We start from the raw sequence: 12,405 nt of genomic DNA on the forward strand, positions 1-12,405 counted from the left end.
GCACCACCCCTTGCACGGGGGCGCAGAGGTCGCTCAGCCGCCGGTGGCCGTTCCGGCGTCGTCCTCGGCGAGGACGATCCGGGCCAGGTGGACCCTGGAGCGCACCGAGAGCTTGCGGAAGATCGACGCCAGATGGGTGTTGACCGTGTGCGGGGAGACGACGAGGGTCTCCGCGGCCGACCGGTTGGTGTGACCGGCGGCGATCAGCCGGGCCACCTTGCGTTCCGAGGCCGTGAGCGCGTCCCAGCCCTGGCCGGGGCGCGGCCGGAGGCGTCCGGTACGTCGGCCGGAGCGGAGTGTGGCCCGTTCCGGATCGGCCCGCACCCGGTCGGCCTCTGCGTCGGCCCCCGCCTGGGCGTAGATGTCGTGCGCCCTGGTCAGGGCGGGTGTCGCGGCGGGGTCGCCTGCCGCGAGAAGGGCGCGCCCGAGGTCGGCGGACGCGGCGGCGAGGGACAGCGGCCGGGGGCCGGTGAGGAGGATACGGACCGCTCGCTCCAGGAGTGCGTGGTCGGCGTTCACCAGGCCGGCCGCGTGGGCGGCCGTCCCCTGCGCGGTCGGCACGGAAGGGTTGCGGGTGGCGTGCTCCGCCGCCTGGGCCGCGAGGTCCTCGGCCAGGTTCCGGTCCCCGCCGCGCAGGGCGATCCGCACGGCCTGGACGACGTGGGGGCGCAGGAGCCGCCATCGGAGGAAGGGGTGGTCCCGCTGCACGGACCGGACCAGTTCGACCGCTGCCGCGTGGTCGCCGGCGGCGTCGGCGACGACGGCCTCGAAGTACCGGTGCGTGGCGTGGTTGCCCGTGTTCGGCCGGTCGGCCACGGCCGCCCGCACGACGTCCAGGTGTTCCCGCGCGGCTTCGCGGTCGCCGCGCAGCAGCGCGAGGATGCCGCGGTTGACGCGGATGTTGACCAGGTTGCCGGGCACGTGGAGGTCCGCTTCGAGCCGCTCGGCGGTGACGAGGTCGGCGTCCGCGTCGTCGAGCCGGCCGAGCCCCATGTTCAGGGTTCCCTGGGCCCAGATCAGCATGGCGGGACGCAGGGGAGCGTCGTCGGCCGTCCGGAGCAGTCGCCGTACGGTGTCGAAGTCGTCCATGTGGATCCGCGCGACGGCCTCCTCGGGCAGGAACGCCGCGTCGAACACGCTCAGCGCCGTGTGGTGTTCGACGGCGGCGGCGCAGTCGCCCGCGTTGAGGGCGATCTCGCCGAGGCCCCACAACGCGAGGACACGGGCCTCCCGGTCACCGGAGCGCGCCGCCTCGGCGAGCGCCCGTTCGCCGGTCTCCCGAGCGGCCCCGAGGTCGCTTCCGCGGGACCGGGCGAGGGCCTGCCGGGCGGTGAGCCGGGCGCGGATCACCGGGTCGGTGACGGCTGCCAGTGCCGCCGTCGAGCGGCGGGTCAGCTCGTGGACGTCGTCGAGGTGCCACAGCGTGTCGCCGAGGACGGACTGCAGTCGGGCGAAGACGTCCAGGGGCGGCTGCCGGGCGAGCAGCGTGTCGCCGGTGTCCCGTGCCTGGGTGTACCGGCCCGCGCGGGTCAGCGCGACGATGGCCCGTTCTCCCACGTCGAACATCATGGGCGCATGGGGCGGTACGAGTTCCAGGGCGCGTACGGCCAGGTCGGCGGCGAGGTCGGGCATCACGGCGCTCACGTCCGCGGCGGCCGTGCCGAGCAGTCCGATCGCCTCCTGGTCGCCGGGTTCGGCGCTCTTCAGCAGGTGCGGGACCGCGTCGGTGGAGCTGCGGCCCGCCGCGACGAGTCGGCTCGCCGCCTCACGGTGGAGCGCCCGGCGTACGGAGGGGGCGAGATCGGCGTACACCGCCTGGCGGAGCAGGTCGTGGCGGAACAGGAGGCGTTCGCCGTCGTCGTGGAGGAGGGCGGCCGCGAGCGCCTCGTCCACTTCGGCGCTGAGTCCGGAGGCGGGCCGGCCGCACAGGGCGGCGGCGTCCGCGAGCGAGAACGCGCGGCCGAGGACCGAGCCGATCCGCAGGAAGTGGAGGGTGTCCGGACGGAGATCGGCCAGCCGGTCGCGTACGCCGAGGACCAGCCGCTCCGGCGGCTCCGAGGTGTCCGCGCCCGAGGGCTGCTCCGGCGCGTCCGCGCCCGATGCCGCGAAGCCCGTGAGCATCTCGGCCGCGAGGAAGGGGTTGCCTCCCGCGCCGTCGAGGAGTTCCGCGACGCGCGCCGGCACGTCCCCGCCGAGGACGTCCCTGGCCAGTTCGGCCAGGGCCGTGTCGGACAGCGGCCGGAGGGGAAGGGTCGTCGGCCGCGGCCCCTGTCCGTACAGCTCCGGGTCGTTCCTGCCCGTGAGCAGCCAGAGGACCGGGGAGCTGAGCAGCCGTGCCGGCATGACGCTCAGGGCGAACCGGCTCAGCGGGTCGGCCCAGTGGACGTCGTCGACCGCGATCAGTACGGGCGTGCCCGCCGAGCGTTCCTCGATCAGCTGGGCCAGTCGTTCGACGAGCCAGATGCGCTGGTCGTGGTGGCCCGCGAGGTCGGCGAAGTCCGTACTGGACAGCAGTGGCGGGTCACCGTGCAGGAGGCCTGAGGCCAGCGAGGCGAGCGGTGCCAGCTCGTGCAGTTCCTCGGCGCGTCCATGGCTGACGACGAACCCGTGAGCCCGCGCGATCGAGAGGGTCTCGCGCAGCAGAACGGTCTTCCCGATCCCGGGCTCGCCCAGGATCAGCGCGGTCGCTCCGCCCTCGCCGTCGCGCACCGCCTCGACGAGGGCGCGCAGCCGCTCCAGCTCGGCCTCGCGGCCCCGCAGCCCGGGCCTGCTCAGCGCCGTGCTCCCGGGCACCGCTGTGCCTTCTCCCTGGGGCCGGTCGGTGCTCATCCCTTGACCGATCCGGCGAGCAGTCCCCGTGCGAAGTGCCGCCGGAGGGAGAAGAAGACGAGCAGCGGGACGCAGGCCGCCACGAAGGCTCCTGCGGTGAGCCGCTGCCACTCGTTGCCGTACGTCCCGGTCAGGCTCGCCAGTCTGACCGTCATCGGCGCGGTCTCGGCCGACCCGCCCGACAGCGTCAGTGCCACGAGGAGGTCGTTCCACACCCAGATGAACTGGATGATGGCGAAGGAGACCAGGGCCGGGCGGGCCAGGGGCAGCACGATCCGGAGCAGCAGCGTCCCGTGCGACGCGCCGTCCACGCGGGCGGCCTCGATCAGGTCCCGGGGCAGCCCCGCCAGGAAGTTGTGCAGGAGAAACACCGCGAACGGCAGCGCGAAGACCGTGTGGGCGAACCAGATCTGGCCGAAACGCGCGGGACCGGTGAGGTTCCACGCGGGCAGGAACAGCCAGCCCTGGGAGAACAGCTTCAGGAGGGGGACGAGCGCCATCTGGAGCGGCACGACCTGGAGCGCGAAGACGCCGACGACGAGCGCGTCCCGCCCCCTGAAGTCGATCCACGCCAGGGCGTACGCGGCGAAGAACGCCAGCACCAGCGGGAACAGCACCGAGGGAAGGGTGATGACGACGGAGTTGACGAAGTGCTCCGCGAGCCGCCCCGACCCGTTCCCGCCGCCGGACAGGACCTCGCCGTAGTTGTCGAGCGTGAGACGCGGTGTACCGAACACGGTCCACCAGCCCGTCGTCTTGACCTCTTCCTCGGGGCGGAACGAGGAGATCAGCAGACCGAGGGCCGGTGTCGTCCAGAGGACCGCGATCACCACGGCGATCGCCGTGAAGGCGCGGGAGGACAGCTGCTCCCGGACGCCGTTCACGCCGCCCTCCGCTGTGCCCGTACCTGGTGGGCGACGAAGGGGGTGACGAGGACGAAGAGGAGCACGGCGAGCGCCGCACCGCGGCCCGTGTCGCCGTACCGGAAGGCCTGGTCGTACATCTCGTGGGCGATGACCCCCGTGTCGAACTGTCCGCCGGTCATGGTCCTGACGACGTCGAAGGCCTTGAAGGTGCCGATCGCCTGGGCGAGGACGACGACGAGCAGCGTGGGCCGGATCGACGGCATGGTGATCCGCCAGAGGATCTGCCGGGGGGACGCCCCGTCGAGTCGGGCCGCATCGGTCAGCTCTCCGGGGACGGCTCTGATCGCGCCGGCCAGCAGGACGGCCGCGAAGCCCGCCTGTGTCCACACCATCACCACGATGAGGAACAGGACGTTCCAGGGAGAGTCCACGAGCCATTGCCTCGGTTCGCCGCCGAACGCGACGACGAGCTGGTTCAACAGCCCGATCTGTCCGGCCTCCGCGGGGCGGTAGGCGTAGACGAACTTCCAGACGACACCCGCGCCGACGAAGGAGATCGCCATCGGCATCAGGACGAGGGACAGCGCGAGCGCTCTGAACCGCGACCGGGCGACGGCCGCCGCGTAGAGCAGGCCGACCGAGGTCGCCAGCAGGGGCACGAGCACCACCCACGCCAGGGTGTTGCGCAGCGCCACCCGCGCCCGGGGGTCGGTGACCGTCCACACGTAGTTGTCCAAGCCGGCCCACGCGTCTCCCCCGTTCTCCGTGAACGACAGCGCCAGGGTGCGCAGGCCGGGCAGGAGGAGACCCACCGTGAGCAGCAGCAGGGCGGGGGCCAGCAGGAGGAGGGCGGCGGCCCTTCTCCGGACCGGCCCCCTGTGCAGCGCCAGCAGGATCAGGGAGACCACCGCCGCGAAGGCGGCGATGCCCTGGAGCAGGTACAGCAGCTTGGGCTGCTGGGCGACGGCGTCGAACGACATCAGCGGCTCGGCCAGGACCGTTCGATGGAGTCGGCGACCTGCCGGGTGCTCGCGCCGCCGATCCAGTCGACGGCTCCCTTCCAGAACGTCCCGGCGCCGACCGACGCGGGCATCAGGTCGGAACCGTCGAACCTGAACTGTGTCCCGGGGTCCTGGAGCAGCTGGATCGAGAGCCTGTCGACCGGGGTGGCGGCGTTCGCCGGATCCACGCCCTTGTTCGCCGAGGCGAAGGGGCCCTTCTTCATCCGCGCGTTCGCGAAGTCCGCGGAGGCCAGATACTCCTGGAAGGCCCGCACTTCGGGACGGTCGGCGAACACCGCGGTGAACACTCCTCCGCCGAGTACGGGGCGGTGGTCCGGGTCGGTCCCCGGCAGGAGGAAGGCGTAGACGTCCTCGTCCGGTCCGATCTCGGTGCCCTTCGGCCAGATGTCGGCGTAGAACGAGGCCTGGCGGTGCATCGCGCAGTCGCCGGAGAGAACGGGTGTGCCGGCCTCCTGGAAGGAGATCGACGCCATCGAACGGGCGGGGCCGAAACCGCCGTTGGCGTAGCGGTCGTTCTTGAGGACGGACCCCACGGTGTCCATGGCCTTGATGACCCGCGGGTCGTTGAACGGGATCTCGTGGGCGACCCACTGGTCGTAGACGTCCGTGCCCTGCTGACGCAGCAGGACGTCCTCGATCCAGTCCGTCACGGGCCAGCCGGTCGCCTCGGCGGACTCGATGCCCGCGCACCACGGCTTGACGCCGGACGCCGCGACCTTCTCCGTCACGGCCATCAGCTCGGCCCAGGTGCGGGGCACGCTCAGTCCCCTGTCGCGGAAGAACTTCGGCGAGTACCAGACGAACGACTTCACGTTCGCGACCAGCGGCGTGCCGTAGAGGGTGCCGTTCACGGTCGCGTAGCTGTTCCAGTCAGCAGACCAGCCCTGCTTCGCGAGGGCCACGACCCCGGCGCTCGCGGGCTTGAGGTTCCCCGCCCGCGCGAAGCGTTCCAGGAGCCCCGGCTGAGGGAAGAACGCCACATCCGGCGCGCTCCCGCCGTCGACCCGGAGCTGTATCCGGGCCTCGAACTCCCCGTCGCCCTCGTACTGGACGTCGATTCCCGTGCAGTCCGCGAAGTCCGCCCAGGTCTCTTCGAACAGATCGGCCTCCCGGTCCCGGTTCTCCCCGTAGACGGTGACCTTGGTGCCGGGGTGCTCGCCGTACCTGGCGTACGGCTCGCAGTGGACGGCGGTGTGCGACTGCGGACCACTTTCCTGCGGAACACCGCAGGCGGTGGCAAGGGCGGCGAGGGCGATGACGGCGAGCGTGTGCCTCGCGCCGAACCTCATGGGTGCATCTCCTCCGATCGCCCCCCGAGGAGTCCTCGGGGGCGATCCGAAGCTACCAGCGCTCGAACAAAATCGACTAATCGTTCGATCCCGACCGGCCGGGGTCAGTGGGCGGTGGACCGGGCCGCGTCCTGGATCAGCTCCGCCACGGCCTTGGGCTGGGCGAGCATGACGAGGTGTGAGGAGTCGACCTCGACGGTGGTCATGCCGGCGCGCTCGTAGCCGAAGCGCTCCACATCGGGGTTGATCGTGCGGTCGGAGGTGGCGACGAGGCCCCACGAGGGCTTGGTCTTCCAGGCCGCGACCGGCGCCGCCTCCGAGAAGGCACGTGCGGCCAGGGGTCGCTGGGAGACGGCCAGGACCGCGGCGAGGTCGGGGTCGACGTCCGCGGCGAAGAGGGCGGGGAACTTCTCGATCTCCACCGAGACGTCGGTGCCGGTCTCGGTGGAGCCGGCCACCGGGAACGGGGTGTAGACGAGCGCGTCGCCGAGACCGGAGTCGGGGAACCGTCCCTGCAGCTCGCCCAGGCTCTCACCCTCCTCCAGCGCGTATCCCGCGAGGTACACCAGTGCGCGGACGTTGTCCTCCGCGCCGGCGAGGGTGATGACGGCGCCGCCGTAGGAGTGCCCGACCAGGATCACGGGGCCTTCGACGGCGCGGACCACCGAGGCGATGTACGCGGCGTCGTCGACGAGGCTGCGGTTGGGCACCGCCGGGGCCACCACGTCCATGCCGGCGGCGGTCAGTTCGGGGATGACACGGGCGAAGCTGGAGGCGTCGGCGAAGGCGCCGTGGACCAGGACGACGGTGGGGCGGGCGTGGCGGGACATGGGGGTACTCCTCGGAGGGTGAAAGGGGATGGGGAGGCGGGGTGCGGAGGTGGGGGCGTGTGGAGGTGCTTCACAGGCCGAAGCGGGCGCGCCTCGCCTCGGGAACCAGGTCGGTGTACTCGGGGTGCTTGCCGATCCAGCCCCGGATGAAGGGGCAGTACGGCAGGACGTGGAGCCCGCGCGCGCGGGCGTCGTCGAGGGCTCCACGGGCGAGCAGCCCGCCCAGGCCCTGGCCCGCGAACCGGCTGTCGATCTCGGTGTGGATGAAGGCGATCTCGCCCTCCGAGAGGTGGTACTCGGCGAAGCCCGCGGTCTCGGTGCCGTCGTCACCGGCGAGGATCTCGTACCGGGATTTCTGGGGCTGGTCCTTCACCTGCGGTTCCATGGGTGCTCCTGCGCGTTCGTGGTGGGACGGACGGGTGGGACGGGTGCGTGGGCGCGGTCAGAGCGTGCGGCGTACGCCCGCCTGGCGTTCCAGGTTGCGGAGCTGCACCGACAGGTCGCCCTCCACGGCGAGGTGGGCGGGGCCGCTGCGGCCGATGGGCAGGACCTGCTCGCTGCGCATGTCCTCCAACATCAGGGCGAACGCCGTGTACATCGCCACCAGCGCCACCACGAGGCCGAGCGCCCCGGACGTGCGCGTCAGCCATTCGGCGCCGGTGATGCCCGCGAGGCCCGTGGTCGCCCAGCGCGGGAGGGAGACCGCGAGGACGAGCCACAGCGCCCGCTTGGGCCGGGTCACGGCGGTCATCAGGGCCCCGAAGCAGAGGAGCGCCAGGTTGAAGACGCCGAGGACCCGCAGGCCGTCGGCCGCGCCGCTGAACATGACCAGCGCGTACGCCAGCCAACTGCCGGCGAAGACCGCCATGAGCGTCGCCGCGATCACGTCACGGGCGCCGAAGGCCAGGATGCTCACGAGGAGTTGGAGAACGAAGGCCGGAAGCACGGTGAAGGCGACGGCGGCGCGGGCCGCCTCGTCGAAGACCCCGAGCTGGAGGCAGCCCGTCATCACGGAGGCGATGGCTATCGTGAAGAAGCCGAGCGGCATCGGGGAGGCGATGGGGTGCAGGTTGATCCGTGTCATCGACCGGAGGTCCGGCTCGAAACGGCGGCCCTCAGGCGCGTCCGGCGAGGCCGCCGGGGTGTCGCCGCTGTCGGCGGCGGGGGAGGCTGCGGGCATCGGGGGAAATCTCTCTTTCAGTGGTCGAAGCAGGGGTCGACGAAGGACGGCGTCGTGTCGGGGACGGAGCCGCGTGCGACGCGCCAGCGGCGGTGCTGCTCGGACTCGGCGACGGCCTCGGCCACGGACACCACCTGTCGCGCGCCGCGCGACAGGTAGCCGCCGAAGTGGGCCACGGGGCTCCATTCCGGGCTGACCGGCGGGACGACCTCGTCGAGGCCCACGTACTCCGCCGTCGCGTGGACGACGCGGCCGCCGACGACGGTGAGAACGGACTCGATGTCGGGGATGACGGCCTCGGGCACGGTGAGGTAGTCGTCGGACAGGATCGCGAGGTCGCCGTAGAAGCCCTCGCGGAGGATGCCCTTGACGTCCTGCTCTCCGGTGAGGCGGGCCCCGCCGCGCGTGTAGAGGCCGAGGGCGGTCTCGCGGTCGATCAGGTTGCCGGCCGGGTAGAGGGCGGTGCCGCCGACGGTACGGCCGGTGACCAGCCAGTGCAGTGCGACCCAGGGATTGTAGGAGGAGACGCGGGTGGCGTCCGTTCCGGCGGCAACGGTCAGGCCCCGGTCGAGCATGGCCCGCACCGGCGGGGTGTGCGCGGCGGCCTCGGGGCCGTACCGGTCGCGGAAGGCGGTGCCCTGGAAGGACATGCGGTTCTGCACGGACACCGCGCCGCCCAGGGCCGCGATCCGGTCCAGGCTGCCCGCCGAGACGGTCTCCGCGTGGTCGAAGAGCCAGCGGTTGCCACCGGGGAAGAGCCCTTCCGCGGCGAGCTTCTCGAAGACGGCCAGGTCGCGGCGGATCGTCTCGTCGTAGGTGGCGTGGAGCCGGAAGCCCCACCCGTTCTCGAGCAGCAGCCGGACCGCCTGCTCGAACTCGCTCTCGTAGCCGGCGGCGAGTTCGGGACGGGGTTCGGAGAAGTTCTCGAAGTCGGCGGCGGCCCAGGTCAGGTTCTCCCCCGCACCGTTGAGCCGGAGCCACTCGTCGCCGTCACCGGGCTTGACCATCTCCGTCCACCGCTTCAGGTCCGCGAGCTCCTGGCCGGCCGTCTGCGGGAACAGGTGGTAGGCGATCCGCAGGGTCAGCTCCCCCGACCGGGCGAGGTCCATGACGGTGGCGTAGTTGTCGGGGAAGTTCTGGAACCCGCCGGCGGCGTCGACCGCCGAGGTCAGACCGAAGCGGTTCAGCTCACGCAGGAAGTGGCGCGTCGACGTCCGCTTGTCCGCCTCGTCCAGAGCCGGCGCCTTGGCCAGGGTCGAGTACAGGATCAGGGCGCTCGGCGCCGCGAGGAGGACTCCGTTGGGTTCTCCGTCTCGGCCCCTGACGATCTGCCCGCCGCGCGGATCGGGGGTCTCGCGGGTGAATCCGGCGGCCTTGACGGCGGCCCGGTTCATCAGCGCCGACTGGTAGAGGTGCAGGACGAAGACGGGGGTGTCGGGAGCGGCGGCGTTCAACTCCGCGACGGTCGGCATCCGGCGTTCGGCGAACTGCTCGGCGGTCCAGCCGCCCACGACGCGGATCCACTGCCCCTTCGGGGTGCGGCCGGCCTGCTCCCGCAGCATCGCGAGGGCGTGGCGCAGGCTGCGCACCCCGTCCCAGCGCAGCTCCAGAACGTAGTTCAGGCCGCCCCGGATGACGTGCAGGTGCGAGTCGTTGAGGCCGGGGATCACCCGGCGGCCGAGGGCGTCGACGACCTTCGTCTCCGGGCCGACGAGGTGGGCGAGGTCGTGGTCGTCGCCGAGGGCCGCGACCCGGCCGTCGCGGATCGCGACGGCACGGGCCTCGGGCCGGTCGGGGTCACCGGTGAAGACCTTCGCGTTACGGACGAGGAGGTCGGCGTGCGCGTGTTCCCGCCTCGGGGCGGGGACGAGGCCCGCCACCGGCATGCTCGTCGACGGGCCGTGCACCGAACTTCCGCCGGTCGGCTGCCCGGTCGGCTGCCCGCTCATGCGAGGGCCTTGCGGAGGGTGTCGGTGGCGAGGCCGATGGCGAGTTCCGCGGCCCGCGTCTCACGGAGCGCGTTCAGCATGACGAAGTCGTGGATGACGCCCTGGACGCGCAGGGCCGTGACCGGGACGCCGGCGGCACGGAGCTTCGCCGCGTACGCCTCACCCTCGTCGCGCAGCACATCCGCCTCGGCCGTGATCACCAGGGCCGGCGGCAGACCGGTCAACTGCTCCGTGGTGGCGCGCAGCGGCGAGGCGGTGATCTGGGCCCGCTCGGCCTCCTCGGTCGTGTACTGGTCCCAGAACCACTTCATGGCGTCACGGCGCAGGAAGTAGCCCTCGGCGAAGGCGTGGTACGAGTCGGTGTCGAAGCCCGCGTCGGTCACCGGGTAGAAGAGGACCTGGTGGGCGATGCGGACGTCGCCGCGCTGCTTGGCCATCAGGGTCAGGGCCGCCGTCATGTTGCCGCCGACCGAGTCGCCCGCGACCGCGAGCCGCCTGCCGTCCAGGTCCTTGTGGTGACCTTCGCGGGCCACCCACTGGGCGACGGTGTAGTTCTGCTCGATCGCGACGGGGTAACGGGCCTCGGGCGACAGGTCGTACTCGGGAAAGACGACCGCCGCCCCCGTCCCGACGGCGAGTTCCCGGACGAGCCGGTCGTGCGTGTGGGCGTTGCCGAAGACCCAGCCGGCCCCATGGATGTAGAGGACGACGGGCAGCGGGCCGGTGACGCCGCGCGGACGGACGATCCGGGCACGGACATCGCCGGTCGGGCCACCGTGAACGGTGACCCACTCCTCGTCGACGGCGGGCAGCGCGACACCCTCACCGCTCTGGACACCGTCCACGGCCTTGCGGCCGTCCGCCACGGGAATCTGGTAGAGGAACGGCGGCTCGGCGGTGGCATCGGCGAACGCCTGGGCAGCGGGCTCGAGGATCGGGCGGTTCGGCATGACGGGTTCTCCTTCGAAGGGGGTACGGGGCGGGTTCAACGGGTCGCGCGCGCGGCGGCGAGGATCACGTGAGTGACCACGGCCGGCCGGGAGACGGCCACGGCGTGCGAGGCGTCCACCTCGGTGATGTGCGAGCCGGCGCGCCGGGCCATCCACCACTCGGCGGCCGGCGGGATGTTCTTGTCGGCGGTGGCGATCAGCGCCCAGGACGGGATCGTCCTCCAGGCCGCCTCCCCGGCCTTCTCCTCCAGCGCGGCGGTGGCGACCGGGCGCTGGGTCGCGGCCATGACCGCCGCGTCGGCGGCGGGGACGTCGGCGGCGAACTGCCCGTGGAACTTCGCTCGTTCGATGACGAGTTCGGTGCCGGTGCCACCGCCGGGCAGTGGGTACGACCGCGGGTTCACCGCGTCACCGAGGGTGGAGCCGGGGAACTTGGCGGCGAGCTCGGCCGCGCTCTCGCCCTTGTCCGGGGTGAACGCGGCGATGTAGACGAGAGCCTTCACACGGCGGTCGCCCAGCGCGGCACCGCTGATGACCGCGCCGCCGTAGGAGTGACCGACCAGGACGACGGGTCCCTCGACGGCGGCCAGCACGCTGCGCAGGTAGGCGGTGTCCGCGGCGAGACCGCGCAGCGGGTTGGCGGGGGCCAGGACGGGGTAGCCGGCGCGCTGCAGCCGCCTGATCGTGCCGCTCCAGCTGGAGGCGTCGGCGAACGCCCCGTGGACCAGGACGATCGTGGGCTTGGGACCGTGCCGGTCGGTGTCGGTGTCGGCGGCGGCCGGGCTGCTCGCGGGACGGGCGGGGGCGGCGGGTGCGGCGCCCAGCAGGGAGGCCACCGTGGCCGGGAGGGCGAGGGCGAGGGCGAGAGTGCGCCTCGTGGGATGCATGGGGTTTTCCTTGTCGGGTGGTGAAGCGTTCGGGTGTGCTCGGGCGTGCTCGGGCGTGCTCGGGCTGATGCGCCGGTCGAGCGGTAGGGACCTCGCCTCAGAAGGTCGTACGCTTCCACGAGCCGCAGCCTGACCCCGCCCCCGGTCGGGGACGCGGGCAGCGCGAACCCGAGGCGATCGGAGGGGGTCTCTCGCGGGGGCAACGGTGGGCGGGTGGATGAGCTCGGTCGCCGTCAGGCCGGTGAGTACGCAGCCGACGACGCGTCGGGGCTCGTCGACGACGGGCTCGGCGAGGCCTCGGTGCTCGTCCGCGTGGAGCGCGACCCCGGCTGCGGCGTCGAAGCGACGCTCCACCGTATGTACCGCGAGACCGCCGCACGTGCCGCGCGTTCCGTGAGACCGACGCTCGCGACCGGGCCGACGGAGTCCGGACCGAGGTCCGCGGTGCGCGGGCGCCGGCCGACGTCGGCGAGGACCTCATCGCGGACGAGGTCGGTGCCGACGTCGTACGTGTCCATCAGCCGCGTACCAGAGGGGTGTCCACGAGGTGTTCGGCGAGGAACCAGACCTGTGCCTCGCCGGTGCGGATGACCTCGGAGACGA

At 72.4% G+C, this 12,405-nt stretch carries 11 protein-coding genes and 1 pseudogene; all 12 read right to left on the reverse strand.

Annotated elements, in window-relative coordinates; genetic code table 11:
* Positions 1–33 precede the first annotated feature (33 nt).
* Entirely contained in the window at positions 34–2,829 is a 2,796-nt protein-coding gene (locus tag IO20_RS0127815) for an ATP-binding protein (protein WP_030554885.1), read from the reverse strand.
* The gene (locus IO20_RS0127820) at positions 2,826–3,713 is read right to left on the reverse strand and encodes a carbohydrate ABC transporter permease (RefSeq protein ID WP_030554887.1); all 888 of its coding nucleotides are present in this window, start codon (positions 3,711–3,713) and stop codon (positions 2,826–2,828) included. Before IO20_RS0127820 ends, IO20_RS0127815 begins: the two co-directional genes overlap by 4 nt.
* Entirely contained in the window at positions 3,710–4,675 is a 966-nt protein-coding gene (locus tag IO20_RS0127825; protein ID WP_030554888.1) for a carbohydrate ABC transporter permease, read from the reverse strand. The genes IO20_RS0127820 and IO20_RS0127825 overlap by 4 nt, the downstream gene beginning before the upstream one ends.
* Positions 4,675–6,006 carry an ABC transporter substrate-binding protein gene (locus IO20_RS0127830; RefSeq protein WP_030554889.1) on the reverse strand — a complete coding sequence of 444 codons (1,332 nt, stop codon included), beginning with the start codon at positions 6,004–6,006 and terminating at the stop codon, positions 4,675–4,677. Before IO20_RS0127830 ends, IO20_RS0127825 begins: the two co-directional genes overlap by 1 nt.
* Before the next feature lie 104 nt (positions 6,007–6,110).
* The gene (locus IO20_RS0127835) at positions 6,111–6,836 is read right to left on the reverse strand and encodes an alpha/beta fold hydrolase (protein WP_030554890.1); all 726 of its coding nucleotides are present in this window, start codon (positions 6,834–6,836) and stop codon (positions 6,111–6,113) included.
* A gap of 70 nt (positions 6,837–6,906) precedes the next feature.
* Positions 6,907–7,221 (reverse strand): GNAT family N-acetyltransferase, encoded by a 315-nt coding sequence (locus IO20_RS0127840; protein WP_030554891.1) that lies wholly within the window; start codon positions 7,219–7,221, stop codon positions 6,907–6,909.
* A gap of 57 nt (positions 7,222–7,278) precedes the next feature.
* Entirely contained in the window at positions 7,279–8,016 is a 738-nt protein-coding gene (locus IO20_RS0127845; protein ID WP_030554892.1) for a GPR1/FUN34/YaaH family transporter, read from the reverse strand.
* Between the two features lie 17 nt (positions 8,017–8,033).
* On the reverse strand, positions 8,034–9,902 hold the full coding sequence (locus tag IO20_RS0127850; RefSeq protein ID WP_037636392.1) for an amidohydrolase: 1,869 nt from the start codon (positions 9,900–9,902) through the stop codon (positions 8,034–8,036).
* 59 nt (positions 9,903–9,961) lie between these two features.
* Positions 9,962–10,915, reverse strand: a complete 954-nt coding sequence (locus IO20_RS0127855) for an alpha/beta hydrolase (protein WP_030554895.1) — start codon at positions 10,913–10,915, stop codon at positions 9,962–9,964.
* A 35-nt stretch (positions 10,916–10,950) separates the two neighbouring features.
* Positions 10,951–11,802: an alpha/beta fold hydrolase gene (locus IO20_RS0127860; RefSeq protein WP_030554896.1), complete on the reverse strand. Its 852-nt coding sequence runs from the start codon at positions 11,800–11,802 to the stop codon at positions 10,951–10,953.
* Between the two features lie 233 nt (positions 11,803–12,035).
* A complete protein-coding gene (locus IO20_RS0127865) occupies positions 12,036–12,320 on the reverse strand; it encodes a hypothetical protein (protein ID WP_030554898.1) in 285 nt (94 codons plus the stop codon).
* A pseudogene (locus IO20_RS41580) lies at positions 12,320–12,405 on the reverse strand (DNA starvation/stationary phase protection protein); the annotation flags it as partial. The gene IO20_RS0127865 and the pseudogene IO20_RS41580, both read right to left, overlap by 1 nt.

The organism is Streptomyces exfoliatus, from assembly GCF_000725545.1.
In the GTDB taxonomy this organism is placed as follows: domain Bacteria; phylum Actinomycetota; class Actinomycetes; order Streptomycetales; family Streptomycetaceae; genus Streptomyces; species Streptomyces exfoliatus.